Origin of the sequence: Agromyces sp. NPDC058110 (genome assembly GCF_042884735.1) — a bacterium.
Lineage (GTDB): Bacteria > Actinomycetota > Actinomycetes > Actinomycetales > Microbacteriaceae > Agromyces.
This window is the reverse complement of sequence record NZ_JBHVTI010000003.1, coordinates 116,415-142,185: the sequence shown is the minus strand read 5'-3', so window position 1 is coordinate 142,185 and position 25,771 is coordinate 116,415. Positions and strand designations below refer to the sequence as shown.

The window sequence follows — 25,771 nt, the reverse complement described above, 5'->3', positions numbered from 1 at the left end:
AGGACTTGCAGGGGTGCGGGTGTTGACGGATCGGTGCGGGGTTCGCCTACCTGGTGCGGCGATGGAGCACGGTGGAGATGCTGACCGCGATGATCAGCACGCCGCCGTAGAAGATGTTCGAGATGGCGGGGCTCGCGCCGAGGAACTTGAGGCCGAGCACGCCGGTCGCGAGGAAGTACACGGCCACGAGCGTGCCGAGCGGGTTGAAGCGCCCGGGCTGGAAGATCGCGGTGCCGAGGAACGTCGCGGCGAACATGGGGAGCATGTACGTCTGCGAGGTCATCGCCTCGGCGCCGCCGAAGTACGCGGCCGAGAGCACGCCGCCGAGGCCGGCGATGACTCCCGCCGAGACGAACGCGCCGATGCGGATGCGGTTGACGCGCACGCCGGCGAGGCGGCTGACCTCGCGGTTCTCGCCGACGAAGCGCATGTTGCGGCCGAGGGGCGTGAACTGCAGCAGGTAGGCGAACCCGAGCATCAGGACGAGCGCCAGGTAGAAGGTCGTGGGCAGGCCGCCGAACGTGGTGGTCGCGACCTTCGAGAACTCGGCCGGCAGGCCGCTCACGGGCTGCAGGTTGCTCGCCCAGCTCGCGATGCCGAGCAGCACCGTGCCCATGCCGAGCGTGACGACGATGGTGTTGACCCCGAGCCTCACGACGAGCAGGCCGTTGATGAGGCCCGCGAGCGTCGACATCGCGATGGCGAAGAGTGCGGCGAGCCACACGTTCCAGTCGTGGTTCACCGTGAGCACGACCGTGAGGATCGACGCCAGGCCGAAATTCGACGCGACCGACATGTCGACGAACTCGCCGACGATGATCGTGCAGAGCAGCGCCGCCGAGAGGAAGACGAGGTCTGACTGCCCGCCGAAGATCGAGGCCCAGGTGCCCGCGTGGAACATGTTCTGGGGTCGCAGCACCGCGAAGATCGCGATGAGCAGGATCCACACGGCGATCACCGAGAATCGTGACGAGGCCCATCCGATCCACGATCGGGGCTGCGTCTCTCGCGCGGCCGCGATGGCGACGGTCTCGTTGGGGGCGGTCTTCGTGTTCGTCATGGGGGTTCCTGCTCCCGTCCTCGCGCCTTTGCGTCGCACGGTCGTCGTGCGGTCGGTCGACCCGGGCTCGCCGGGCTGAGTTTCGTGTGTGAGATCATATGCGATCTCCTGCTCGATGGCGTTCATCGGATGCCGCCTCCGGGCGCTTGCTCGATCGTGTCGGGCACCTCGAGCACATCGGGCTCCCCGATCACCGCGGTCAGCTCGGCCTGCACGAGGCAGCCCCGATCGAGCGCGGCGGCCATCACCTGGCGGGCCGGCCGGTCGGCGGCATCCGGGAACATCGCGACCCACTCGCGATTGATGGCCTCTCGGTCGCGGAGGTCGGCCACCCAGAGCGTGAGCTTCAGGATGCCGCCGACGCCGCCGCCCGCGGCGGCCATGACCTCGCGCACCCGGTCGAAGACCCGCGCGACCTGCGTGTCGAGGTCGGCCGGGATCTCGCCCGTGCGCGGATCGCGCGCCGTGAGCACGCCCGACTGCACGAACGGGCCGATGCGGCACGCGGCCGGCACCGGGTTCTCGTGCGCGAACCCGTCGATCTCGATCGTGGTGCGGGTCATGATCGGTCTCCGACGCTGGGCTCCGGCACGACCCGGTTCTCGATCGCCCCGAGCCCCTCGATCTCCGCCCGCACGACATCGCCTGGCTTCAGGAAGTTGCGCGTCGGCGCCCCGATGCCGGCGGGCGTGCCCGTCGCGAGGATGTCGCCGGGCTTCAGCGTGAACACCTGCGTGAGATAGGCGATCTGCTCGTAGATATCGGAGATCATGTCGTCGGTGCGCCAGTCCTGACGCACCTCGCCGTTGACCGTGAGCGTCATGCGCAGGTCGAGGGGGTCGGCGATCTCGTCGTCGGTCGTGAGCCACGGGCCGACCGGCCCGTGCGTGTCGAACGACTTGCCGAGCGTGAACGTGGGCGAGCGCTTCTGCAGCCAGTCGCGCACCGAGACGTCGTTCGCCACGAGGTACCCGGCGATGACCGACCGGGCGTCTTCGACCGCCACGTGCTTGCACTCGCGTCCGATGACCACGGCGAGCTCGATCTCGTAGTCGAGCTCGTCGGAGAGGTCGGGCTTCACGATGTCGCCATACGGACCGGTGATGCACGTGACCTGCTTGTTGAACCAGAGCTGGCTCGTCGGGATCGGGATGCCGGCGGCGCGCGCCTCCTCGGCGTGCTCCTGGTAATTCATACCGATGCCGAGGTACTTCTGCGGGTCATCGATGGGCGGCAGCAACTCCACGTCGGCGAGCGCGTAGCTCGCGCCCTCGGCCGAACGGATCGCCGGCCCCAGCGCGTCGAGCTCGGGCAGGATCGCCCGGAGCGACGTGCCGACGCCCGGCACCTCGGAGACGTCGACGAGCACGTCGCCATCGGCACCATCGAGGTCGACCCGGCCGATGCGCGGCTCCGAGCCGTCGACGGTGAACCTGGCGAGCTTCATCGTGCGGCCTCCTCTTCGGACGGGAGCTTGCCCCACACCTGCTCGCCGAGCGGCGTGAGCTGGAAGCTCACGAACCGCCACGCGGCATCCGATTTGCCGGATGCCCCGCGCACGACCACCTGCGTGACCACGCCGTGCTGCGTGCGCATCGAGCCGTCGGGGTTCGCGAGCTCGTTCACGATCGGGCCGGTCACGATCGCGACGTCGCCGATCACGCGGATCTCGAGATCGCCGCGCTCGATCGAGCGGTACGCGCGGCGCGTGCCGACGTGCTCGAGCAGCATGGCCTTGTCGTGCACGACGCCGGGCGCGTGGATGTGCACGAGCCGGTCGTCGAAGATGCGGGCGAGGGTCTCCAGGTCGCCGCCGATGAGCGCCCGCTGGCGCTCGGCCTCGAGGGCGAGGATCGCGTCGCGCTCCGCGGCATTCGCCGTTCTGATCTCAGTCATGCGCGACACCGGCCTCAACCGAAGCGCCCGTCTCCCACGTGCGGAACCCCGTCGCCTCGCCGGCCTCGTGCCCGGGGCGCGGGGCGCCGACGAGCGCGTGGTACTTCGAGAAGATCTCGTCGGCCTCGGCGAGCGGCAGCACCTGCTCGATGTCGTCGAACGGCTGCCCGTCGGTGCGCTCGGCGACGATGCGGCGGATGACCTCGTAGCCCTCGCCGCGCATGTTGTCGGCGATGCGGTTCACGATCTCGCGGCGAGCGCGGTCATAGGCGGCGAACGCCGCGGTCGGGTCGCCGAGCTCGACGAGCTGCTCGGTGAGCACGCGCGCATCGAGCATGGCCTGCGTGATGCCGTTGCCGCCGCGCGGGTACATCGCGTGGGCGGCGTCGCCGAGCAGCACGACCCGGCCGTCGACCCACGTGTCGAGCGGGAAGTGCCGGATGAGGGGGAAGAGGTAGACCTCGCGAGCGTCGCGGATGAGCTGCTGCACGTCGAGGAACGGCAGCTCCAGCGAGTCGAACGCGGGGATGATCTGCTCGGGGTCGGCGACCTGGTTCCAGTCCTCGACGGTCTCCTCGCCGTTGGTCTCGACGACCCAGTTGATGAGGTCGAGACCGGAGCCCTCGAAGTCCTCAGCGATCGGGTACACGATCATCGTCGAGATGCGCGGGTCGCCGAGGTGCAGGATCGTGTGCCCGCCGCGGATCGGTTCGCGCAGCGTCGTACCGCGCCACATGGTGATGCCCGAGAACTCGGGTTCGGCGAGGCCGGGGTGCATCTGCCGGCGCACGGCCGACTTGATGCCGTCGGCGGCGATGACGGCGTCGTGGCGCACCTGCTCGGTGCGGCCGTCGCGGTGCTCGAGGTCGAGCGCGACCCCGTTGGCATCCTGGCTGTACGCGGTGACCCGCGCGCCCAGCACGACCGCGTCGTCGCCGAGTCGCTCGAGCACCGTGCGGAAGAGCAGCATCTGGAGGATGCCGCGGTGCACGAACCGCTGCTCGTGGAGGTAGCCCATGTGCACGCCGCACTTCTCGGCGTAGATCTCCTGGCCGAAGTGGTTGAAGAAGATGGAGTCCTCGGCGTCGACCGAGATCGCCCGGAACTCCTCGAGCAGGCCGAGGTCGTCGAGCTCGCGCGTGCCGACCGTCTTGATGTCGACGCCGACCCCGAGGGGCTTCAGTTCGGGCACGGTCTCGTAGATCGTCGGGCTGAACCCGGCCTGGTGCAGCCGCAGGGCGGTGACGAGCCCGCCGGGGCCCGCACCGATGATGGCGATGTCGGTCATGTGTTCCTCTTCGTTCTCTGGCCTGCGCGACTCGGGTGTTCGCGGCTCTGTCTCAACGGGCGCCCGAGCGGATGCCGGCGGCTGCGCCGGTCACCTCGCCCAGGAAGTGGACGGTGCGCGCCCACGCCCGGGCGGCGTTGCGCGCGTGGTACGCGGCGCCGGGCATGCCGAGCGCGTCGGTCTTCGGATTGGTGAAGGCGTGCCGGGTGCCGCTGTAGAGGTCGAACTCCCAGTCGATGCCGGCGCTCGTGAGTCCTGCCTTGACGGGCTGCCAGTGCTCGGGCGCGGCCATGGGGTCGTCGGCGCCGGTGCAGAGCAGCACGGTCGCCGAGCCGGTCGCTGCCGACCAGTCGTGGGCGACGAGGTCGAGTCCGCCGTGGATGCTCACGGCCGCGATCACCCGCGCACCCGTGCGCACGTACTCGAGCGCCGACGACCCTCCGAAGCACGCGCCGACGACGACCGTGCGGTCGGCGTCGAACTCGGGCTGTTCGGCGGCGGCGGTGTGCGCGGCGGCGAGGCGCGACATCCATTCGTCTCGGTCGCCGGCCATCGAACCGATGAGGCGGCCGATGTCGACGCCGCTCTGCGGCTCGGTGCGCTCGCCCCAGACGTCGGCGGCGAAGACGGCGTAGCCGAGCTCCGCGTAGCGGGCGGCGAGGGCGATGGTGTCGGCACCGAGGCCGAAGGCGTCGTGCACGAGGAGGATGCCGGGCCGGGGCGCGGAGCAACCTGCGGCGAGCGTGGACGCGACAGCGCCCGCTGCATCGCCCGCAGCACCGACTGGTGCCACGAGGCATCCGATCATGCGCGTGCCGTTCGCCTCGTAGGCGACGTCGCGCTGCGTCAGCTCGGCCATGTCGGCCCCCTCTCTGCGCCCGGAGGTCGACGAGGTTCGTTCGACGTCGAGCGCGGTCATGATCCTACACAGGATCACACACGATTTCCAACACGATCATCTATGCTGAATCGACATCACGCGACGAAGCGAGAAGGAGCACCAGACCATGACGGTCGTCGACATCAACATCCACCACCTGCCGGAGGATCTCTTCACCAACGAGAAGATCCTGAACGGCTTCCTCGACTCCGCCCCGCGCGGGTTCGGCGAGATCGCCCGCGTCATCGAGATGGACAGCGGCAAGAAGCAGCTCATCCTCGAGAAGCCCGCCGGGCACCAGAACCTCAACTACGTCGAGGGCGACTACTCCGCCGAGGCGAAGCTCGCCGCCATGGACGAGGCCGGCGTCGACTACGGCATCATGCGCGTGCCCGTCTGGCAGGAGTGGCTCGGCCTCGAGACCTGCAAGGCCGTGAACGACAACGCAGCCGAGATCGTCTCGCGGTCGGGCGGGCGACTGTTCGCCACGGCGTGTGTGCCGCCGTGGGGCGGCAAGGAGAACGTATACGAACTCGAGCGCGCCGTCGGCGACCTCGGCGCGGTGGGCGTGCAGCTCGCCTGCCACTACGGCCAGCTCTACCTCGACGACCCGGTGTTCGAGCCCTACCTGAAGGTCATCGAGAAGCTCGACATCCCGGTCATCGTGCACCACACTCCCCTGCCGGTCGAGTGGAAGTCGGTCATCGACTACACGAACCTCCGTCGCGAGTACGGCCGCATCATCGACCAGGGCATCGCCGTGGGCCGCGAGCTCTTCAGCGGCATGTTCGACCGCATGCCGGGGCTGCGCTTCATCCACACCATGATGGGCGGCAACTGGTTCGCGAACACCGCGCTGCTCACGCCCCACGCGACCAACAAGGCCGAGGCCATGCAGCGCCTCGACCCCACCGGCGGCGAGAAGATCAAGCAGTACCTGAACGAGAACATCTTCTTCGACATGACGCACCCGCACTCGTGGGGCAAGACCCAGGTCGAGGCCGCGCTCGAGATCAACGGCGCCGACCACTACCTCTTCGGCTCGTCGTTCCCCGTGTTCTACAGCTGGATGGGCCAGGGCGTCGAGTTCGTCAAGCACGAGCTCGAGATCAGCGACGCCGCCCGCGAGCTCGTGCTCGCCGGCAATGCCAAGCGCCTGTTCAACCTGCCGATCGAGCTCTGACGCCGAGACCGCCCGACTTCAGGGCTTCGGATGCCGCGGGCCGGCCGGATCTCGATCCGGCCGGCCCGTGCGGCTCCACGTCGGAGTGCGCGACCCGACCGGGCGATGCAGCGTCGCGCGCGGCCAGGCGATGCAGCGTCGTCGCACCCACCGGGAAAACAAGAACGGCCCGCCGAAGCGGGCCGTTCTCGTACTGTCTCAACACAGATCTTGCGGCAGATGCCGAGTGCGCCCGGAGGGATTCGAACCCCCAACCTTCTGATCCGTAGTCAGATGCTCTATCCGTTGAGCTACGGGCGCATATGCAGTTATCGTGTCGTTCTGCGCTGTGTCCAGCAGCAGGCAACCCCGTTACTCTATCCCAGACTTCGCGCCGGCGCCAATCGAGCGAACGGGCCCCGAGCGGTTCACAGCGAGCGCTCAGGAGCGGGGGCGCTGGGCGTCGAGCGCGATGAGCTGCCGCTTGAGCGCGACCTGCCGATACGAGGTCTCGATGAGCTCCTCGATCAGCTGCCAGTCGGTGGTCGGCGCGTCGAGGTCGGTGCCGACCCAGTGGTTGCGGTCGAAGTACGGCACGCCGTAGAACCGGTCGTCCTGCACGAGCGCACGGTGCTCCTCGGGGTCGGTCTTCACGACGATCGAGAACGGGCGCTCCATGTGCGCGCTCACGTACGTGAAGATCGGCTTCGCGGCGCGGAAGGTGGGCCGGCCCCACGCCTCGACCTCGACCGCCTCGGGCAGGTCGAGGCAGAGCGCCCGCACGCGCTCGACGAGCGGATGCCGCGGGTCGACGACCTGGGGATGCTCCACGCCGGGCAGCCTACGCCCGCCCCGAGACATCCGTCACGGGTGGCGTCGTGCAGCACACGTCACGGGGCGAGCGTCGCCGTGCGGGCGACGCCGCCCCGCGACATCCGCTCAGCCCTTGACCGCTCCCCCGAGGCCGGCGCCGCGCAGGAACAGCCGCTGGAAGATCAGGAACAGCACGACCGGGATCAGCGTCGAGATCGCGAGCGCCGCGAGGAACACGTCGAGCTCGGTCTGCGACTGCACCGCCGGCAGGCGCACCGACAACGGCTGCACCGCGGGGTCGGGCAGCACGAGCAGCGGCCAGAGGAAGTCCTTCCACGCCGCGATCACCGCGAACACCGACACGACGCCGATGATGGGCTTCGACATGGGCAGCACGATCGACCAGAACACCCGGAACGGGCCCGCTCCGTCGGTCTTCGCCGCCTCGAACACCTCGCGCGGCAGGCCGTCGAAGAAGCGCTTCACGAGCAGGATGTTGAACGCGTTCGCCGCCGCCGGCAGCCACACCGCCCAGTACGTGTTGAGCATCGAGACGTTGATGACGGGCGGGTGCAGGATCGTGAGGTACAGCGGCACCAGCAGCACGACCGCCGGGATGAACAGGGTCGCCAGCACGAGCGCGTTCAGGATCGGCGCGTACTTCGGCCGGAGCACGCTGAGCGCGTACCCCGCGGTCGTCGCGATGAGCACCTGGAAGAACCACGACCCCGCCGCGACGACGAGCGTGTTGAAGAAGTACTGGTCGATGTGGATGTCGTTCCATGCGGTCGACAGGTTCTCCCAGTCCATGCCGTTCGGCCAGAGCGCGAACGGCTGCGACAGCGTGTCCTGCGTGGGGGTGATCGCGGCCTTCGCGAGCCACAGCAACGGCCCGAGCCCGGCGACCACGAGGCCCACGAACAGGAAGACGTGCACGGCCGACATCGAGGCCCGCACCCCGCCGCGCTTGCGATCGTGGTCGCTCAGGATGCCGCGGTCGAGGCCGTCGTCGGCGGCGTCCCTCTCGCGACGGCGCACCAGGCCCGAGAGCCTGGATCGCAGCTGGCCCGACGCCGGCGTCGTGGCGGGGGCGGTGGTGCCCGGGGTGGTCAATTCGTGCTCCAACGGTCGGTCAGCTTGAAGTAGAGCCAGCTCAGCAGCCCGAGGAAGATCGCGAGCATGAGGCTGAGCGCGGTGGCCTCCCCGTACGCGCCGCCGAGGCTGTTCTGGAAGGCGTAGCGGTAGATGAGCAGCAGCACCGTGAGGGTCGCGTTGTTCGGCCCTCCGCCGGTGAAGAGGTACGGCTCGAGGAAGACCTGCGCGGTGCCGATGACCTGCAGGATCAGCATGATGAAGAGGATGCCGCGCAGCTGCGGCAGGGTGACGTGCCAGATCTTGCGCCAGATGCCGGCGCCGTCGACCTCGGCCGCGTCGTAGAGCTCCGGCGGAACGGCGATGAGCGCGGCGAGGTAGATGATGATCGATCCGCCGGCCGCGGCCCACGTCGCCTCGATCACGAGCGAGGGCATCGCGGTCGCCGACGACTGCAGCCACGGCTGCGGCGGGATGCCGAAGAAGCCCAGGATCGTGTTGAACACGCCGTCGGGGCTGGCGTTGTAGAAGACCTTCCAGAGCAGCACCGCCACGACGGGCGGCACGACGACCGGCAGGTAGGCGAGGGCGCTGTACAGGCCCTTGCCCCGCTTCACCTCGCTCATGAGCACGGCCATGATGATCGGCAGGGGGAAGCCGAACACGAGCGCGAGGCCCGCGAAGTACAGGGTGTTGAGCACGGCGGTGCCGAGGTTCGGGTCGCTCAGCACGCGCGCGAAGTTGTCGAAGCCCACCCACACGGCCGGCGTCACGAGGTTCGTCTTCTGGAAGCTCATGATGACCGACTGCACGATCGGTCCCCAGCTGAAGACGCCGAACACGATGAGCATCGGGGCGAGGAACGCGAGGTTCCACAGGCCGCCGCCGCGGATCCAGGTGAGGGGCGTGCGGCGTGCGCGCTTCGGGCGAGCGGATGCCGCGGGCGGGCCCGGCTCGTCAGCGGGCGCGTTCGTCGCCGCGGGTTTCGCGGTGAGGGTCATCGGTGATCCTTCTGGTGGGCGGTCGTGACGTGGGTCTCGGGACGCTGCGCTCCTCGACCGGCGAGGGGAACGCCGGTCGAGGAGCGCGGGGTGCGGCTCGAAGCCGCGGGGCGTCGGGGGCCGCCCCGCGGCATCCGCTCGTTCCTACTGGTCGAGCAGGGCCTGCGCGTCGACGTCGACCTGCTTGAGCAGCGCGTCGATGTCGGCGTTCTGGTCGGTGAGCACCGCCTGCACGAGGTTGTCCATCAGGGCGTAGATCGGCTGCGTCTGGCCCTTGAACTCGCCCACCGGGGTCTGCTCGAAGATGCCGTCGAAGAAGCCCGTCATCTGGTCCTGCGGCACGTTGACGTACGGCGCGATCCACTCCTGCTGCTGGTCCCAGGTGTCCTTGTCGAGCACCGGCAGCACCGGGGTTCCGACGGCCTGGTCGGAGGCGGCGAGCGCCTTCGCATCGGCGACGGCGGCGTCCTCGTTCAGGAGCTTCTGCATGTAGTACCAGTCGATCCACTTGACCGCGGCGGCCTTGGTGTCGTCGTCGAGCGTGGGCGGCATGACGGCGATGTCGCCTCCGCCGAGCACTCCGCCGCCGTCCTCGGTCGGGATGACCGTGAGGCCGTAGTTGTCGGGCGCCATGCCGAAGTCGCGCACGAGGGCGGTGTAGACGTCGGAGCCCGACGTGTACATGCCGATGTTGCCGGCCGCGAACTCCTGGTTGATGGCACCCCAGTCGAGGTCGAAGGTCGAGCCCATCGCGTTGTCCTCCCAGCGGAGGTCGTGCAGGAACTCGAGGGTCGACTTCGTGGCGTCGTTGTCGATCGTCGACGTGTAGGTGCCGTCGCCGTTGTCGGTCTGCAGCGACGCACCGCGCGAGTCGGCCTGCACCGAGAGCTGCCAGCCGCCGGTGTTGCCCGCGGCCATGGTCGCGTAGCCGGCCTTGCCGGTCTTCTCGGCGATGGTCTTCGCGGCGGCACGCACCTCGTCCCACGTGGTGGGCGGGGAGTCGGGGTCGAGGCCGGCCTGCTCGAAGAGCGCCCGGTTGTAGTGCAGGCCGTTCGCGTAGGCCTGGCGCGGGAAGCCGTAGAGCTCGCCGTCGGGGCCCGTGACCTCGTTCAGGATGATCGGGTTGAACTTGTCGGAGTAGCCGAGCTCGTCGATCTCCTTCGTGACGTCCATGAGCTGGCCGTTCTCGAGGAGCGTCTTCGAGTCGGTGAACGGCACCGTGAAGACGTCGGGCAGGCTGCCGCCCGCGAGCTGCGCCGCGAACGTCGGAGCCGTCCACTCGTACTCGAGGCCGACGACGTCGATGTCGGGGTTCGCCTTCTCGAACTGCTTCTCCTGCTCGGCGAACGCGTCGTACGCGGCCTGGTCGGCGCCGGGCGGGAACGTCGCGACCCGGAGCTCGAGCTTGCCGTCCTCGCTGCCGCTGCTCTGCGAGCAGGCGGCGAGCGAGCCCACCATCGCGAGCGCGGCGATGCCGGCGATCACGACTGTTCTCGGTGACTTCATTGTCCAGTCCTTTCGGTGCTGTGTGATGCGGTGTGGTGAGGGATGCCGCGGGGTGATGCAGGGTGGTGCGATGCGGCCTCGACGGTCAGGCGGGTCGGTGCAGCCATGCCGTGGAGTCTGGGGGCAGCAGGCCGCCGACGAGCGGCGAGCTGCTGAGGAGGATGCGGTCGTGCTCGGGCAGCTCGATCGCGCGGTCGCCGAGGTTCGTGACGGACACGACGTCGTCGCCGCGGCTGAAGGCCAGCACGCCCGGCTCGCTCGGCAGCCACGTCATGGGGCCGTCGCCGAGCGAATGCTCGCGCTTGCGGATGCGCAGCGCCTGGCGATACAGCCACAGCATCGACCCGGGGTCGGCCTCCTGCGCCTGCACGGTGAGGGCGGCCCAGTCCGCCGGCTGCGGCAGCCACGGGGCGGTCGCGTCGGGGCTGAAGCCGAACGGCGACGCGGTGCCGCGCCAGGGCAGGGGCACGCGGCATCCGTCTCGACCCGGATCGACGCCGCCAGAGCGGAAGTGCATCGGGTCCTCGAGCACCTCGCGGGGCAGCTCGACCTCGGGCAGGCCGAGCTCGTCGCCCTGGTACAGGTACAGCGAGCCGGGCAGCGCGGCCGTGAGCAGGGCCGCGGCGCGGGCTCGTCGCGTGCCGAGCTCGAGGTCGGTCGGGGTGCCGAACCGCTTGCGCGCGAACGCGAAGCCCGTGTCGTCGGCGCGGCCGTATCGCGTGACCGGCCGGGTCACGTCGTGGTTCGAGAGCACCCACGTGCTCGGGGCGCCGACGGGCGCGTGCGCCGCGAGCATGAGGTCGATCGAGGCGCGCAGCTCGTCGGCCCGCCACGGGCGCGTCATGAAGTCGAAGTTGAAGGCGGTGTGCATCTCGTCGGGTCGCAGGTAGGCCGCGAAGCGTGCGGCATCCGGAACCCAGACCTCGCCGACGAGCACGCGCGTGCCCTCGTACGAGTCGGCGATGCGGCGCCACGAGCGGTAGACGTCGTGCACCTCGTCGCGGTCCTCGGTGGGGTGCTGGCCTGGCTGCACCTCGGCGGGCACCTCGGGCAGCGTCGGGTCCTTGATGAGCAGGCCGGCCGAGTCGATGCGCACGCCCGCGACGCCGCGGTCGAACCAGAACCGCAGCACGTCCTCGTGCTCGGCGCGCACGTCGGGGTGGTTCCAGTTGAGGTCGGGCTGCTCGGGGGTGAACAGGTGCAGGTACCACTCGCCGGGCGTGCCGTCGGGGTTCGTCGTGCGGGTCCACGTGTCGCCCTGGAAGTTCGAGGTCCAGTTCGTGGGCATCTCGTCGCCGTGCTCGCCCTTGCCGGGGTGGAACCAGAAGCGCTCGCGCTCGGGGCTGCCGGGCCCTGCGGCCAGCGCCTGCTGGAACCACACGTGCTCGCTCGAGATGTGGTTCGGGACGATGTCGATGATGGTGCGGATGCCGAGGGCGAGCGCCTCGCTGATGAGCAGCTCCGCGTCCTCGAGCGTGCCGAAGGTCGGGTGGATGTCGCGGTAGTCGCTCACGTCGTAGCCGCCGTCGGCGAGCGGGCTCGGGTACCAGGGGTTGAACCACAGGGCGTCGACGCCGAGCTCCTTGAGGTAGCCGAGCCTGCTGCGCACGCCGCGCAGGTCGCCCGTGCCGTCGCCGTCGGAGTCGGCGAAGCTGCGCACGTACACCTGGTAGATCACGGCGCTGCGCCACCACAGGGCGTCATCCGACGGCAGGGCCGGTGCTGCTGCCGGGCCGGATGCGGTGAGTGACGTGGTCACGCGGCGGTCTCCTCTTCGAACGGGCGCGCCGTGTCGGATGGAGACGACGGCGTCGATGTCCGTCAAGGTAATGAAGGCAACAGGATGATGCAACTCTTCAACAATTCAACAGAAATTTGCGACGACTTGCGTCAAGTTGCGGATGCCGTTTGCAGATTCCACGCAAGCGGCTGCCGCGCGGGTTCGGCGATCCGGATGTCGCGGCTCGCGCGGGCGCGCGACGAGCTGGTGGGCACTGGGCAGCGGCGCGCGCGGGGGCGGCGCCGGCGGAGTCAGCGCGGGGCGGGCGGAGTCAGCGCGGCGCGGGAGCGGTCGACGCGCGCACGACGAGTTCGGGCGCGAAGAAGACCTCGTCGCCGATGCTGCGCTCGCTCGACATCTGGCGCATGAGCAGCTCGATGATCATCTTGCCCATGGCCTCGATCGGCTGCCGAACGGTCGTGAGCGGCGGCTCCGTGCAGTTCATGAGCGCCGAGTCGTCGTAGCCGATGACCGACACGTCCTCGGGAACCCGCAGCCCGGCGCGGCGCACGGCGCGCACGGCGCCGAGGGCCATGGGGTCGCTCGCGCAGATGATGCCCGTGACGCCCGCGGCGATGAGCTTGGTCGCCGCGGTCTGCCCCGACTCGAGCGAGTAGAGCGAGTGCACGACGCGGTCGTCGCCGAGCTCGACGCCGTGCCGCTCGGCCATGCGCACGGCGGCCGCGTGCTTGCGCTGCGACGGGATGTGGTCGCGCGGCCCGAGCAGGATGCCGATGCGCTCGTGCCCGAGCTGGAGCAGGTGCCCGAAGGCCTGCTCCATCGAGGTGGCGTCGTCGCACGACACCGTCGCGAAGCCGATGCCGTCGACCGGCGCGTTCACGAGCACCGTCGGCAACTTGAGCTCCCGCAGTCGCTCGTAGTGCTCGTGGTTCGCGTCGGCCTGGGCGTACGCGCCGCCGGCGAAGATCACGCCGGACACCTGCTGGTGCAGCAGCAGCTCGACGTAGTCGGTCTCGGAGATGCCGCCCGCGGTCTGGATGCAGAGCACGGGCGTGTAGCCGTTCTGCGCGAGCCCGCCGCCGATCGACTCGGCGAGCGCCGGGAAGATCGGGTTCTGCAGCTCGGGCATCACGAGGCCCACGAGCCTGGCCCGCTCGCCGCGCAGCTTGGTCGGCCGCTCGTAGCCGAGCACGTCGAGCGCGGTGAGCACGGCGTCGCGGGTCGATGCCGAGACGCCGGGCTTGCCGTTCAGCACCCGGCTGACGGTCGCTTCGCTGACCCCGACCTTGCGCGCGACATCCGCCAGCCTCCTCGACATGAGCGCCATGCTACGGCAGGCCGTGCAAGAACTCGACAATGCGCTGCATGGGACGACGACGACCGCTGAGGCTCGGCACCCGTGCCCCGCACGACGACTAGAGTCGCCTCATGGGCCGGCTCATCTACAACTCCTCACCGCGCGAGATCGAGATCGACGACCGCACGCTCGCCCACCTGCGCGTCGCGATCATCAACAAGCTGCGACGCTCCGAGAGCTTCTCGATGACGTGGGAGCACGGTGTCGCGAACGGCAGCGGGCGCACGACGATCTGGCTTCACGAGTCGATCCCGCTGCAGTTCGTGTTCAGCGGCAACCGCCCGCCCAAGCTCAACCGGCTCTGGATCGAGCAGCTGCTCCTGACCGCGAACAGCACGTCGGGCCTGCAGTACGTGCCCGAGCCGGACGAGGACGACCCGATCGACGAGGACTGACCCGGCCGCTCTTCGAAAGGTGGCTGCGGTCAGCTGTCGGGCTGGACTTCCTGCACGTCGACGCCGACCTGCACGGGCTGCTCGGGGATCGTCGGGATCGGATCGGTGTCGAGGTGCTCGGGCACGAGGCGGATGCCGCCGGTGCTGTTCGCCGAGCGCATGAGCTCCTCGATCCAGTCGCGGCTGAGCTCGGGCGTCTCGGGCTCGTCGAAGACGAACCGCAGCGGGATCGCCGGGTGGAGCCACAGCGTGCTGCGACCACGGGGCTGGTCGTCGGCGTGCTGCCACGACAACGTGAAGCTCTCGCCACGGCGCAGCTTGGTCGTGATGGCCACCTTGACGTGCGCCAGCGCGCGGTCCTCGATGCCGATCGGGGTTCCGGAGTCACCGTAGTAGAGCGTTCCCACCCGCCAAATATACGTCCGCCGGTCGGCTCCGGGCACCCCGCCATGCAGCCCGTCCACCGCAGCGGTGCGCTCGCCCTCAGGCGCCGGGCGCACGACGACGCGGGCGGCCTGATGGCCGCCCGCGTCGTGCGAAGTAGTCAGTGCGATCAGACGGTGCGCTTGCCCCCGAGGAAGCGCACGAGCCACACGATGACCGCGAGGATGAGGAGCACGAGTCCCACCCACAGCAGGAAGTTCAGCGACTGCACGAACCCGCCGGTGAACAGCAGGATGATGGCGACGATGGCGATGATGGCGACGAGGATGTTCATGATCTCTCCTTCTCATGATCCGCGCGCCCGAGTCGGGGCGACGGACGAGCGGCCTCCGCAGATCTGCGATCGGCGGAACCTCGGGGCGGATGCGCTCCGTGCCCTCCACGCTATGACGCTGCCGTGAAGCGCGTTGGGGGTTGACCGGTTCACGAGCGGCCTGCTAGTCGTGCGCCCGCGATGACCATCGACCCGGGGCCGCCCGCCCTGCGCCGGGCTCCGCAGAGAGGCCGTGCCGAGGCATCCGCCCTGTGTCAACCCCGGGCGGCGGATGCGTGCGCCTGCATAGCGTGGAGGAGTCCGGAGAATGGGAGGAGGAACCCATGCTGAACGACTCGCTCATCGACCCGACGACGAAGCACACCACCGATCCGTTCCCGAAGCAGGAGCAGCAGCCGCCCGGCCTCACCGAGCACATGGCACCGCTGCCCGACCACGGCGAGCAGAGCTACCGCGGGGGAGGCCGTCTGCGGGGCAGGCGGGCACTCATCACGGGCGGGGACTCCGGGATCGGGCGTGCCGTGGCCATCGCGTTCGCGCGCGAGGGCGCACAGGTGGCGATCTCGTACCTGCCGACCGAGCAGGCCGACGCCGACGAGACCGCGGCGTGGATCGCGGATGCCGGCCGGGACCCGCTGCTGCTGCCCGGAGACCTGCGCAGCGAGGCGCACTGCAACGAACTCGTGCACGACACCGAGGCGGCGTTCGGCGGCCTCGACCTGCTCGTGCTGAACGCCGCGCACCAGCGCGACCGCGGCGGCATCGAGCAGATCCCGACCGACGACTTCGAGCGCGTCATGCGGGTGAACCTGTTCGCGCCGGTCTTCCTCGCACGCGCCGCCGTGCCCCACATGCAGGCCGGCTCGTCGATCATCTCGACCTCGTCGATCCAAGGATTCGATCCGTCGTCGTCGCTCGTCGACTACGCCATGACGAAAGCTGCGCTCGTGGCCTTCACGAAGGCCCTCGCCGAGGAGCTCGGCCCGCGTGGCATCCGCGTGAACGCGGTCGCGCCGGGGCCGATCTGGACTCCGCTGATCCCGGCCACCGGCTGGCCCGACCACGTGCCGGAGTTCGGGCACGACACCCCGCTCGGGCGGGCCGGCCAGCCGGCCGAGCTCGCCGGCGCATACGTGTACCTGGCCTCCGACGAGGCGTCGTACGTGTCGGGCGCCGTGCTGCCCGTCACCGGCGGGCGCGGCCTCTGACGGCCAAGACCGCGCCGAGACCGGCGGGCGGGGACTGTGACCCCGCCCGCCCCGCGGACACCATCGAGAGAGGAGCACGAACATGCCAGGACGCCGGAACGCCACACTGAAGGACCCGGATCTCTACGAGACGCTGCGCGACGAGGGCGCGTCGAAGGAGAAGGCCGCCCGCATCTCGAACGCCGCAGCCGCGCAGGGACGCAGCGCGATCGGCCGCAAGGGCGGCCGGAGCGGCGACTACGAGGACTGGACCGTCGCCGACCTGCGCAAGCGCGCCAAGGAGCTGGGCCTCACGGGGTACAGCGGCAAACGCAAGGCCGAGCTCATCGCGGCTCTGCGCGACCACTGACCCGCTGCCGCCCGGCTCCAGGGAAGGAGGCCGCATCGGATGCCACGACTCAGGCACGTCGAGCCCTACGCCGCACCCGGCTACTCGCGGGTGCGGCGCGGTCGCGGCTTCGCGTTCGTGCACTCCGACGGCACGGCCGCGAGTCGCGCCGAGCGCGCGCGCATCGTCGACCTCGCCGTGCCGCCGGCATGGGAGGAGGTCTGGATCGCGGATGTCGCGAACGCCCACATCCTCGCCGTCGGCGTCGATGCGGCGGGCCGTCGCCAGTACGTCTACCACCCCGGCTGGCGCGAGCGGCAGGACCTCGAGAAGTTCGACCGCATGCTCGACCTCGCGCGTCGGCTGCCGGAGGCGCGACGGGCGACGGTGCGCGACCTCGCGCTTCCCGACCTCTCGCGGGAGCGGGTGCTCGCGGCCGCGTTCCGCACGCTCGACCTCGGGGCGATCCGCGTCGGCAGCGAGGAGTCCCTCGCGGGCTTCCGCAGCCGGGGCCTCACCACGCTGCTCGTGCGCAACGCCACGGTCGACGACGACACGGTCCGACTGCGCTTCCGGGCGAAGGGCGGCATCCGCCAGGACCTGAGCCTCCCGGATACTGCGCTGGCCGGATTCGTCGATCGCGCACGGGATCGCTCGGCGGCCGGCCGGCTGTACGCATGGGCCGACGGGCGCCGGTTCCGGGCCCTCGGCCCGTCCGACGTGAACGAGCACATCCGGGTGCTCACGGGCGGCGACTTCACCGCGAAGGACCTCCGCACCCTGCGCGGAACCGTGGTCGCCGCCGAGCGCCTCGCCGAGCTCGGCCCGTCGACCACGAAGCGGTCCCGCGCTGCCGCGGTGCGCGAGGCGATCGAGCAGGCCAGCCTGGTGCTCGGCAACACTCCGACCATCGCGAAGGGCAGCTACGTCGATCCGCGGGTCATCTCGGCCTACGAACTCGATCGCACGATCTCGCTCCGGGGGTCCCGCGAGCGCGCCCTGCTCGACCTGCTCGATCCGTCTAGATCCTGATCGGAAAGGTCGCCAGCACGATCACGCCGACGACCGCGGCGACGATCGCGAGCCCCAGGAGCGTGCGCTTGACCCACGGCGCGAGGTCGCGCTGCGCCATGGCGGTGAGGAACAGCACCAGGGCGAACAGCACCGTCAGGATCGAGTAGTTGTCGCCGCGCTGGTTGTTCTCGAGGGCGTCGGCGAACCGGGCGTCCGCCTTGGCCGCGAGCTCTTCGGCCTCGACCGAGCCGGGCGGCACGTACTCGTCCATCGCGAGCGGACCGTTCTCGACCCGGCCGTCGGCCTCCCACGCGTCGAACGCGACCCGGAACTCCGGGGTGAACCGCCGCTCGATGAAGGCCTGCAGTGCGGTGTCGCCGTGGGCCTCGGCGAGCACCCATTCGATCCAGACCGCCTGATCGCTCGCGCGGGCGTCGCGCGCGGTGCTCGATTCCTCGGAGGCCTGCACGCGAGCGCTCGAAGCCTGGCTGAACGCGACCGACATCTCACCGCCCCACTTCGACGGCTGAAAGCCGCACCAGGCCGTCAGCACGGCGATCGCGGCGAGCAGGAACACCGCGACGGCGTCGAAGGACCGCCTCCGGCCCCGGTCGGGTGCGCCAGGCTCTCGCGACGCAACCGGCTCGGCGTCGATTCCCTGGGGCTCTGCCACGGCATCGGAGGCGGACATGGCTCGATTCTCGCGGTGATCAGACGGCTGCGGGGTCACGACTCGCGCACGACCTCGGCCGGCGCCTTGTCGGGCCGCAGTCCCCGCCATCGCGGGTGCCGCGCCACGCCGGTGCTCGTCCACTCCGCGAGTTCGATCTCCCCGACGAGCAGGGGCTCGACCCAGACCGCGTCGATGGCGTCCGCCGCCGGAACGGCGACGAACGGCGACGTGGCCCGCTCGGCCTCGTCGAGCCGGGCGAGCAGCCGCTCCGACTCGAGTTCGCGCAGGCCGCTGCCGACCCGGCCCGCGTAGTCGAGGCCCTGCTCGGCGCCGCCGGGAGCGGGGATGCCGACGAGTAGCGACCGGATGCGGCCGGTGCGCGAGCCCACGCCGCGCCGGTACCCGCCGATCACGACCTCCTGGGTGCGGGTGAGCTTGAGCTTGAGCCAGCGCTCCGAGCGCGTTCCGGGGTCGTACGTCGAGTCTGGCCGCTTCGCCACGAGCCCCTCGAGTCCGAGCGAGCGCGCCTCGGCGAGCGCTTCCGAGGCCGAACCCGCGGCGAGCGCCGGCACCTCGACGGGCACGCCGGAGCCCTGCCGCACGAGGCGCTCGAGCCTGCGGCGCCGCTCGCGGTACGGGGCATCCGTCACGTCGTCGCCCGCGATCTCGAGCACGTCGAACAGCAGCAGCCGAACGGGCGCTGAGGTCGCGAGCCGCTGCACCTCGCGAGCCCTGGTCAGGTTCATGCGCGACTGCAGCAGCTCGAAGCTCGGACGGCCGTCGTCGTCGAGGGCGACGAGCTCGCCGTCGACGAGGGCGTCGCCGCGGAGCGCGGTGGGCAGGCCCGCGAGCTCGGGGTACCGCGCCGTCACGTCGTTGCCGTTCCGGCTGACGATGCGCAGGCCCCCGCCGTCGGTGCGCGCGAGCACGCGGATGCCGTCCCACTTGTACTCCAGCGCCCACTCCCCCTCCGAGACGAGGCCGAGCGTGCCGGGCGAGGCGAGCATGGGCCGCACCGTGATCGCCTCGACGGCGCCCGCCGGCACCACGGACGTGGGCGGCTCGGTCGGAGGAGCGGATGCCGCGGGCGGCTCGGTCCGGGTCGACGCCGCGCCCGAGGCATCCTGAGCCGCTCGCTGGTCCTTCATGCGGTGCAGCAGCCACTGCGACTTCTCGCCGTCGCCGGAGGTGCGGATCAGCGCGAGGCGGACCGTGCCGAGCGGTCCGCCCGGGCGCCCGGTCAGCGTGAAGATCACCTCGCCCTCGCGCCACTTCTCGGCCTCGTACGTGCCGGTGTCCCACACCGTCATGCTGCCGGCGCCGTACTGGCCCGCGGGGATGGTGCCTTCGAAGTCGAGGTACTCCATGGGGTGGTCCTCGGTCTGCACCGCGAGGTGGTTGACGCCCGCGTCGTCGGGCACGCCCTTCGGCACCGCCCAGCTCTTCAGCACCCCGTCGCGTTCGAGCCGCAGGTCGAAGTGCAGCCGACGCGCATGGTGCTCGCCGATCACGAACCGTGCCGCTCCCGCGCCCGGCGCGCCCCAGGGCGACTCGGGCATGGGCTCGGGCGTCGCCCCGCTCGTGCGCATCGACAGGTAGGCCGCGAGCGGTCCGGCCCCAGCGGCGGCGGCCGCGCCCGAAAACGCGAGCGCGGCCGTCGGGTCGATGCCGGATGCCGCGCGCTCGAGCACTTCCTGAGCCTCGAGGTGCCGCAGGCCCGGGTCGTCGAGTTCATCCCACGTTCGCGGTGCGGCGACCGTCGGGCGGAGCCTGCCTCGCAGCGAATAGGGCGCGATCGTCGTCTTCTTGCCGTTGTTCTGGCTCCAGTCGATGAGCACCCGCCTCGAACGCACGATCTTGCTCATGCTCGACACGATGAGGCCCGGGTGATCGGCCTCGAGGGCGCGTGCGAGCTCTCGTGCGACCTCGGACACCTGGTCGGAGGTCTGCCGGCCGTCGAGCGGCGCGTACAGGTGGATGCCCTTGCTGCCGCTCGTGACGGGCACCGCGTCGAGCCCCATTCCCGCGACGAGCGCGCGCACGAGCCGTGCGACCTCGGCGCACTCGGCGAGCCCGACGCCCTCGCCCGGGTCGAGGTCGAACACGATGCGATCGGGATTCGCCGGCTGCCCGTCGGGCGCGAACCGCCACTGCGGCACGTGCACCTCGAGCGAGGCCTGCTGCGCGAGCCACACCAGCGCCGCCCGGTTGTCGGCGATCGGGTACGGCTTGTCGCCGTCGGAGTGCGCGATCACCTCGCGCCGCAGCCATTCCGGCGCGTGCTCGTCGAGCGTCTTCTCGAAGAACGGCTTCTGGGGCGCGTCAGCCGTGCCGACGCCGTGCACCCAACGCAGCCTCGTCACCGGCCGACCAGCCACGAGCGGCACCATGAGGGGCGCGATCTCGGCGTAGTAGCCGATGACCTCGCCCTTCGTCATGCCCGTCTCGGGATACATGACCTTGTCGAGGTTCGTCAGCCGGAGCCTCCGGCCGTCGACCTCGACGAGTTGGCGCTCCCCCTCGGCCATGCCCCCATCCTGCCATCGGGGGTTCCACCTCGGCGGGAAGAGGTGTTCACTGGAAGGCATGCGAGCCGTCTGGAAAGGGGCGGTCACATTCGGCCTGGTCAATGTGCCCGTCAAGCTCTACAGCGCCACCGAGGACCACGACGTGTCCCTGCACCAGGTGCACGACGCCGACGGCGGGCGCATCCGGTATCAGCGCATCTGCGAGATCGACGGGCAGGTCGTCGAGTACAAGAACATCGACAAGGCCTACGACGACGGCGAGCGCACCGTCGTCATCACCGATGCCGATCTCAAGTCGCTGCCCGCCGAACGCAGTCGCGAGATCGAGGTCGTCGAGTTCGTGCCGACCGAGCAGATCGACCCCATCATGTTCGACCGCAGCTACTACCTCGAGCCCGACTCCGCCTCGTCGAAGGCCTACGTGCTGCTGCGCGAGACCCTCGAGTCGACCGACCGCACCGCGATCGTGCGCATGGCGCTGCGGCAGAAGACCCGGCTCGCCGCGCTGCGCGTGCACGGCAAGGTGCTCATGGTGCAGACGCTGCTCTGGAGCGACGAGGTGCGGCAGGCGGCGTTCCCCGCGCTCGACGAGGCGGTCAAGGTGAGCGCGAAGGAGCTCGAGCTCTCGAAGCAGCTCGTCGAGAGCCTGGTCGCCGAGTTCAAGCCCGACGAGTACGTCGACGAGTACCAGCAGGAGCTGCGCACGCTCATCGCCGCCAAGCTCGAGCAGGGCGACGCGCTCGACACCGCGGCCACGTTCGGCGAGCAGCCCGAGGAGACGGGCGGCGAGGTCATCGACCTCATGGAGGCGCTGCGCCGATCGATCGCCACGAAACGCGGTGGAACGGATGCCGCGGGCGGCAGGTCCGAGGCATCCGCCAAGTCGTCGAAGGCCGGGGCCGCCGCGAAGAAGCCGAAGACCGACAAGCCGAAGTCCGACAAGGCCAAGCCCGCCAAGAGCAAGACCCGCAAAGCCGCATCATGAGAACAGGAGCACGCCCGTGACCGATTTCGTCGACCCGCTCGAAGAACCGCTGGACTCCGACCGCGACCCCCGCAACGGCGAGGACTGGGCCGCCCAGGATGCCGCCGCCGCGCGCTACGACGCCGAGCGCCGCGAGGCCGAGAACGCGGCCGCCGAAGCCGAGGAGGAGTGACCACGACGCTCGGGTGAGCCGCACGTCGTGGATGCGCGAAGCGCGCGGCATCCGTCGTTCGGATGCCGCGCGCTCGCGTCGTGCCGTGGCGCCGGTCGCGGCTACTCGGACTTGCAGACCTCGGTCACCGTGACCGCGGCGGTCTGGATGTCGCCGGAGGCCGTCGCCTGCGCGTCGGCGTCGGGGACGAACTCCTCGTCGGCCTCGGCCGGCAGCGTGGCCGCGTAGTCCTGTGCGGCGACGACCTTGTCCTGCAGGCCCTCGATCGCCTCGGTGAGCTCGGCGTCGTCGGCGTTGTCGGCAGCGAGTTCGTCGAGACGCTGCGAGTAGTCGTCGAGGCGCTCGGTGAGCGTCGCCTGGTCGGCCGACGACACGATGGCGTTCTGCGCGCCGTTCGAGATGTCGCGCACGGCGACGCGGACGACCTCGCAGTTGTCGTCGCCGGAGGCGCTGTCGGTCGTGCTCGTGGCGCAACCGGTGAACAGCAGTGCGCCGGCGAAGAGCAGCGCGGTGGTGGTGATGATGTTCTTCTGCATGGTGGCAGGGCTCCCAACGGATTGTGTAACCCAACGAGCCTAGGCGCATCGCCCGAGCGCCGCCATCGGGGCTGGCCCTGAGACGACGAAACCCCTCACGAGGAGGGGTTTCGTTCATGTGCGGAGACGAGGGGATTTGAACCCCTGGTCCCCTTACGGGGACTCCACCTTAGCAGGGTGGTGCACTCGGCCGGACTATGCGACGTCTCCTCGCGCCCGCTTTCGCGAACGCGACTGCCATCATAACCCGCGGATGCCGCGAAACACGATTCGGCGCCGGCCGCACGGCCCGACGGGCCGATCGCACCGTCTCGCCGACTACTGGTCCTCGAGGGGACGCCCGGCCGAGCAGCGGGTCTCGGCGGCTGTCTGACCCGTGACGTCGCTCGGCAGCGCCTCGGTCGTCGGCGCGGGAGCCGCAGGGGTGTCGGCCGTGCCATCGGTCGCGGCCTCATCGGTCGCGGGCTCCTCGGCAGGTGCCTCGGCCGGCGCCTCGGCGGCGTCGCCCGCGATCGCAGTCGGGTCGGATGCCGACGCGAACGATGCCTCGTCGGCCTCGGGGTCGAAGATCACGGGCGTGTCGGTCTGCAGGGCGGTGTTGACGATCTCGGCGGAGTCGGCGGGGAGCACGCCGCCGTCGGTGGTGCCGGTCGGGTACTGGATGAAGGCGATCTTCGCGAGGTCGACGTCTTTCATCGCGAGCGCGATCGAGACCATGGTCGTGGGGTTCACGAGCGTGTCGGACAGCTGCATGTTGCTGAGCGCCGCCTTGGCGATGCCGAACAGCGCGGCGGGGTCGGAGAGGGTGCCGCCGGTCTGGAGCTTGCGTGCGAGCGCGGAGAGGAACACCTGCTGGTTCGAGATGCGCCCCAGGTCGGAGCCGTCTCCGACGCCGTGCCGGGTGCGGAGGAACTGCAGCGCGGGCAGCCCTTCGAGCTCGACGTTGCCCGCGGGGAGGTAGAGGTCGGTGTGCTCGTCTTCGATCGGCTCGGCGATGCAGACCTCGACGCCGCCGACGGCCTGCGAGAGTCCGACCACGCCCATGAACTGCACGACGGCGGCGAACGGGATGACGACTCCGGTGAGTTCCTGCACCGTGTCGACGACGCACTTCATGCCGCCGTAGGCGAGCACCGAGTTGATCTTCACGCTCGAGAGCGCCGAGAGCGGTTCGCCCGTGGGGTCGTTCGGGTCGGTGCACTCGGGCACGCTCACGAACATGTCGCGCGGGAAGCTGATGACCTCGACGTGGGAGTGGTCCTGCGAGATGTGCACAAGCATGGTCACGTCGTTGAGCACGGCGGTCTCTTCGTCGGGATCGCCGAACCCGTCGCCCTGGCCCTCGCGACTGTCGCTGCCGATGACGAGCACGTTCACGCCGCCGTCCATGGCACCCACGTCGGGCACGCCGTCGAGCACCTCGGCGTTGCCGAGCGAGACGGTGGGCTTCGCGGTGTTCGCGAGGTCCCATGCCGCGTACGCGGCGACGGCGGAACCCGACACGAGCGCGACGGCGACGACGGACGCCGTGATCTTCGCGATCGAGCGCCACACGCTGTGGCGCTTCAGACGCCCGTGGCGTGCGAAGGAGGGGTTCTTGGCGGCGTTGCGGGAGCTGTGCTGGCGATCGTCGGTCACGGTCACCTCTCTCGGTGGTCGGTCGCTTCGGTCAAGCGGTTCGGTCGGCTGGGGGACGGTTCGACACGAGTGCGGAGGGCGTGGGATTCGAACCCACGAGACATTTCTGCCCACTGGTTTTCAAGACCAGCTCCATCGGCCGCTCGGACAGCCCTCCATGCCGCTCTGGGGCTCGTCGGAACGATCTCCGGAACGGACAGGCCACGATTCTAGCCGACTCGTATCCCACCAACACTTCCAGCCGAGCCTGTGAACGTCCTGATGCAGGACCGCGAGATCAGCCCTCGTTCGCCGTCGAGCAGCGCACCTCGGCGGCCGTCTGCCCCGTGACATCCGTCGGCAGCGCCCCTGCGGGCGGCGTCGCCTCGCCCGCCCCGCCGGCGTCGTCGGTGCCGTCGTCGGTGCCGTCGTCGGTGCCCGCATCGGGGTCGACCGGGGCGGATGTCGCGGGGTCGGTGCCCGTGCCGAACTCGGCATCGGTCGTCGCCGCCGGGTCGAGCACGATCGGCTGGTCGGCCTGCAGCGCCGAGTTCACGAGCCCGGCGGACTCCGTCGGCTCCACGGCGCTCTGGTCCCACGTGTAGGCAGTCGGGTACTGCACGAACGCGACCTTCGACAGGTCGATGTCCTGCACCGCCCTGGCGATCGAGACGAGCACGGTCGGGTTCTGCAGCGCGCTCGAGAGGCTCATGTTCGCGAGGATCGCCTTGGCCATCGAGTAGAGCTGCACGGGGTCGCCGAGCGTGCCGTCGGCCTGGAGCTTGCGCATGAGGGCGGACATGAACACCTGCTGGTTCGAGATGCGCCCGAGGTCGGAGCCGTCCCCGACACCGTGCCTTACCCTGAGGAACTGCAGGGACTGCATGCCGGTGAGGGTCTGCATGCCCGGTGTCAGGTGGATGCCCGTGTAGTCGTCGTCGATCTGCTCGGCGATGCACACCTCGACGCCGCCGACCGCCTCGGCGAGCGCCGCGACGCCGTAGAACTCGACGATGCCGCCGACCGGGATCTGCACCCCCGTGAGCTGGGTGATGGTCGCGGCCACGCAGTTGAAGCCGCCGTACGAGAGCACGGTGTTGATCTTCACCTCCGACAGCGCCGAGAGCGGCTCGCCGCCGGGATCCGCCGGGTCGGGGCACTCCGGCACCTCCACGAGCATGTCGCGCGGGAAGCTCACGACCTCGACGTGCGAGTGGTCCTGCGAGATGTGCACGAGCATCGTCACGTCGTTGAGGATCGCGGAATCCTCCTCGGGGTCGCCGAACGAGCCGTCGGCCGGGCGCTTGTCGCTGCCCACCAGCAGGAAGTTCAGCCCGCCGTCCATCGCCCCGATGTCGGGCACGCCCTCGAGGATCTCCTCGTTCGCGAGCTCGAGCGTCGGAGCGGATGCCGCGGTCGAGACCAGGTCGACGGCCGCGAAGGCGGTCACCGCGATGCCGCTGATCGCGACGACGGCGACGGCGGATGCCGCGAGCTTCGCCGCGGAGATCCAGCCGTTGCGGCGGGGCATGCGTCCGTGACGCGGCGGTTCGGGAGCCGGAGGTCGCGGCGGCGGCACCCCGTCCGTGGCACCGGCCGCGTCGGGCGGGGCCACCGCCTCGGCCCGCGCACCAGGTTCAACCGGAGCGACCGCCTCGGGCGGTTCGGAGGTCTCGGCCGCCTCGGGCGTCTCCTCCGGCTCGGCCTCGGGCTCCACGGACACCGGCTCGACCTCGTCGGCCGGTCCGCCATGCCCCTCACGATCATCGCTCACGACGACACTCCCCCAGACTGCCGAGTG

At 70.2% G+C, this 25,771-nt stretch carries 26 protein-coding genes and 3 tRNA genes; 7 read left to right on the top strand and 22 right to left on the bottom strand.

Annotation, left to right across the window (positions count from 1 at the left end; genetic code table 11):
• Window positions 1-46 precede the first annotated feature (46 nt).
• From ACFVS8_RS08265 to ACFVS8_RS08240, 6 genes are all read right to left on the bottom strand, one after another.
• Entirely contained in the window at window positions 47-1,060 is a 1,014-nt protein-coding gene (locus tag ACFVS8_RS08265; protein WP_387060133.1) for an ABC transporter permease, read from the bottom strand.
• Between the two features lie 122 nt (window positions 1,061-1,182).
• On the bottom strand, window positions 1,183-1,623 hold the full coding sequence (locus tag ACFVS8_RS08260; protein ID WP_387060130.1) for a RidA family protein: 441 nt from the start codon (window positions 1,621-1,623) through the stop codon (window positions 1,183-1,185).
• Complete coding sequence (locus ACFVS8_RS08255; RefSeq protein WP_387060129.1) at window positions 1,620-2,507, bottom strand: fumarylacetoacetate hydrolase family protein; 888 nt, start codon at window positions 2,505-2,507, stop codon at window positions 1,620-1,622. The genes ACFVS8_RS08260 and ACFVS8_RS08255 overlap by 4 nt, the downstream gene beginning before the upstream one ends.
• Window positions 2,504-2,956: a nuclear transport factor 2 family protein gene (locus ACFVS8_RS08250; protein ID WP_387060127.1), complete on the bottom strand. Its 453-nt coding sequence runs from the start codon at window positions 2,954-2,956 to the stop codon at window positions 2,504-2,506. The genes ACFVS8_RS08255 and ACFVS8_RS08250 overlap by 4 nt, the downstream gene beginning before the upstream one ends.
• Complete coding sequence (locus ACFVS8_RS08245) at window positions 2,949-4,244, bottom strand: FAD-dependent monooxygenase (protein WP_387060123.1); 1,296 nt, start codon at window positions 4,242-4,244, stop codon at window positions 2,949-2,951. Before ACFVS8_RS08245 ends, ACFVS8_RS08250 begins: the two co-directional genes overlap by 8 nt.
• A 52-nt stretch (window positions 4,245-4,296) precedes the next feature.
• Window positions 4,297-5,103: a dienelactone hydrolase family protein gene (locus ACFVS8_RS08240; protein ID WP_387060120.1), complete on the bottom strand. Its 807-nt coding sequence runs from the start codon at window positions 5,101-5,103 to the stop codon at window positions 4,297-4,299.
• Window positions 5,104-5,251: 148 nt separating this feature from the next.
• On the opposite strand from ACFVS8_RS08240, the gene ACFVS8_RS08235 reads away from it, so the two are divergent.
• Window positions 5,252-6,307 (top strand): amidohydrolase family protein, encoded by a 1,056-nt coding sequence (locus ACFVS8_RS08235; protein ID WP_387060117.1) that lies wholly within the window; start codon window positions 5,252-5,254, stop codon window positions 6,305-6,307.
• Between the two features lie 227 nt (window positions 6,308-6,534).
• Here the strand turns inward: ACFVS8_RS08235 and ACFVS8_RS08230 are convergent.
• From ACFVS8_RS08230 to ACFVS8_RS08200, 7 genes are all read right to left on the bottom strand, one after another.
• Window positions 6,535-6,607: transfer RNA gene (locus ACFVS8_RS08230), tRNA-Arg, on the bottom strand.
• Window positions 6,608-6,727: 120 nt separating this feature from the next.
• Window positions 6,728-7,117 carry an MmcQ/YjbR family DNA-binding protein gene (locus tag ACFVS8_RS08225; protein ID WP_387060115.1) on the bottom strand — a complete coding sequence of 130 codons (390 nt, stop codon included), beginning with the start codon at window positions 7,115-7,117 and terminating at the stop codon, window positions 6,728-6,730.
• A gap of 108 nt (window positions 7,118-7,225) precedes the next feature.
• Window positions 7,226-8,212, bottom strand: a complete 987-nt coding sequence (locus ACFVS8_RS08220) for a carbohydrate ABC transporter permease (RefSeq protein WP_387060112.1) — start codon at window positions 8,210-8,212, stop codon at window positions 7,226-7,228.
• Window positions 8,209-9,192, bottom strand: a complete 984-nt coding sequence (locus tag ACFVS8_RS08215; RefSeq protein WP_387060109.1) for a carbohydrate ABC transporter permease — start codon at window positions 9,190-9,192, stop codon at window positions 8,209-8,211. The genes ACFVS8_RS08220 and ACFVS8_RS08215 overlap by 4 nt, the downstream gene beginning before the upstream one ends.
• A gap of 144 nt (window positions 9,193-9,336) precedes the next feature.
• Window positions 9,337-10,698: an ABC transporter substrate-binding protein gene (locus ACFVS8_RS08210; RefSeq protein ID WP_387060107.1), complete on the bottom strand. Its 1,362-nt coding sequence runs from the start codon at window positions 10,696-10,698 to the stop codon at window positions 9,337-9,339.
• Window positions 10,699-10,783: 85 nt separating this feature from the next.
• A complete protein-coding gene (locus ACFVS8_RS08205; RefSeq protein ID WP_387061183.1) occupies window positions 10,784-12,394 on the bottom strand; it encodes an alpha-amylase family glycosyl hydrolase in 1,611 nt (536 codons plus the stop codon).
• Between the two features lie 355 nt (window positions 12,395-12,749).
• Window positions 12,750-13,757 carry a LacI family DNA-binding transcriptional regulator gene (locus ACFVS8_RS08200; RefSeq protein ID WP_387060105.1) on the bottom strand — a complete coding sequence of 336 codons (1,008 nt, stop codon included), beginning with the start codon at window positions 13,755-13,757 and terminating at the stop codon, window positions 12,750-12,752.
• Between the two features lie 110 nt (window positions 13,758-13,867).
• Between ACFVS8_RS08200 and ACFVS8_RS08195 the strand changes: the two genes are divergently transcribed.
• Window positions 13,868-14,191, top strand: coding sequence for an ATP-dependent DNA ligase (locus tag ACFVS8_RS08195; protein WP_387060104.1), 324 nt, complete (start codon window positions 13,868-13,870; stop codon window positions 14,189-14,191).
• A 29-nt stretch (window positions 14,192-14,220) separates the two neighbouring features.
• Here the strand turns inward: ACFVS8_RS08195 and ACFVS8_RS08190 are convergent, their stop codons facing one another.
• A complete protein-coding gene (locus tag ACFVS8_RS08190; protein ID WP_387060101.1) occupies window positions 14,221-14,598 on the bottom strand; it encodes a hypothetical protein in 378 nt (125 codons plus the stop codon).
• Window positions 14,599-14,744: 146 nt separating this feature from the next.
• Entirely contained in the window at window positions 14,745-14,909 is a 165-nt protein-coding gene (locus ACFVS8_RS08185) for a hypothetical protein (protein WP_177232025.1), read from the bottom strand.
• A gap of 323 nt (window positions 14,910-15,232) precedes the next feature.
• On the opposite strand from ACFVS8_RS08185, the gene ACFVS8_RS08180 reads away from it, so the two are divergent.
• The 3 genes from ACFVS8_RS08180 to ACFVS8_RS08170 all read left to right on the top strand — a co-directional run bounded on the left by ACFVS8_RS08180 (window position 15,233) and on the right by ACFVS8_RS08170 (window position 17,477).
• Window positions 15,233-16,117 carry an SDR family oxidoreductase gene (locus ACFVS8_RS08180; protein ID WP_387060098.1) on the top strand — a complete coding sequence of 295 codons (885 nt, stop codon included), beginning with the start codon at window positions 15,233-15,235 and terminating at the stop codon, window positions 16,115-16,117.
• A gap of 82 nt (window positions 16,118-16,199) precedes the next feature.
• Complete coding sequence (locus ACFVS8_RS08175) at window positions 16,200-16,466, top strand: Rho termination factor N-terminal domain-containing protein (RefSeq protein WP_387060095.1); 267 nt, start codon at window positions 16,200-16,202, stop codon at window positions 16,464-16,466.
• A gap of 39 nt (window positions 16,467-16,505) precedes the next feature.
• Window positions 16,506-17,477, top strand: coding sequence for a DNA topoisomerase IB (locus ACFVS8_RS08170; RefSeq protein WP_387060093.1), 972 nt, complete (start codon window positions 16,506-16,508; stop codon window positions 17,475-17,477).
• Here ACFVS8_RS08170 and ACFVS8_RS08165 read toward each other — a convergent pair.
• Complete coding sequence (locus ACFVS8_RS08165) at window positions 17,467-18,150, bottom strand: hypothetical protein (RefSeq protein ID WP_387060091.1); 684 nt, start codon at window positions 18,148-18,150, stop codon at window positions 17,467-17,469. The genes ACFVS8_RS08170 and ACFVS8_RS08165 overlap by 11 nt on opposite strands.
• Before the next feature lie 35 nt (window positions 18,151-18,185).
• A complete protein-coding gene (locus ACFVS8_RS08160) occupies window positions 18,186-20,660 on the bottom strand; it encodes an ATP-dependent DNA ligase (protein WP_387060089.1) in 2,475 nt (824 codons plus the stop codon).
• A 58-nt stretch (window positions 20,661-20,718) separates the two neighbouring features.
• Between ACFVS8_RS08160 and ACFVS8_RS08155 the strand changes: the two genes are divergently transcribed.
• Together ACFVS8_RS08155 and ACFVS8_RS08150 are read left to right on the top strand one after the other, a co-directional pair.
• Entirely contained in the window at window positions 20,719-21,645 is a 927-nt protein-coding gene (locus tag ACFVS8_RS08155) for a Ku protein (protein ID WP_387060086.1), read from the top strand.
• Window positions 21,646-21,661: 16 nt separating this feature from the next.
• A complete protein-coding gene (locus ACFVS8_RS08150) occupies window positions 21,662-21,817 on the top strand; it encodes a hypothetical protein (protein ID WP_387060084.1) in 156 nt (51 codons plus the stop codon).
• Between the two features lie 101 nt (window positions 21,818-21,918).
• On the opposite strand, the gene ACFVS8_RS08145 is transcribed toward ACFVS8_RS08150, so the two are convergent.
• The 5 genes from ACFVS8_RS08145 to ACFVS8_RS08125 form a co-directional block, all read right to left on the bottom strand.
• Window positions 21,919-22,353 (bottom strand): hypothetical protein, encoded by a 435-nt coding sequence (locus ACFVS8_RS08145; RefSeq protein ID WP_387060081.1) that lies wholly within the window; start codon window positions 22,351-22,353, stop codon window positions 21,919-21,921.
• Between the two features lie 121 nt (window positions 22,354-22,474).
• Window positions 22,475-22,563: transfer RNA gene (locus tag ACFVS8_RS08140), tRNA-Ser, on the bottom strand.
• A 108-nt stretch (window positions 22,564-22,671) separates the two neighbouring features.
• Window positions 22,672-23,991, bottom strand: a complete 1,320-nt coding sequence (locus ACFVS8_RS08135) for an LCP family protein (protein WP_387060078.1) — start codon at window positions 23,989-23,991, stop codon at window positions 22,672-22,674.
• Window positions 23,992-24,063: 72 nt separating this feature from the next.
• Window positions 24,064-24,148: transfer RNA gene (locus ACFVS8_RS08130), tRNA-Ser, on the bottom strand.
• Between the two features lie 120 nt (window positions 24,149-24,268).
• On the bottom strand, window positions 24,269-25,744 hold the full coding sequence (locus tag ACFVS8_RS08125; RefSeq protein ID WP_387060076.1) for an LCP family protein: 1,476 nt from the start codon (window positions 25,742-25,744) through the stop codon (window positions 24,269-24,271).
• Window positions 25,745-25,771 lie beyond the last annotated feature (27 nt).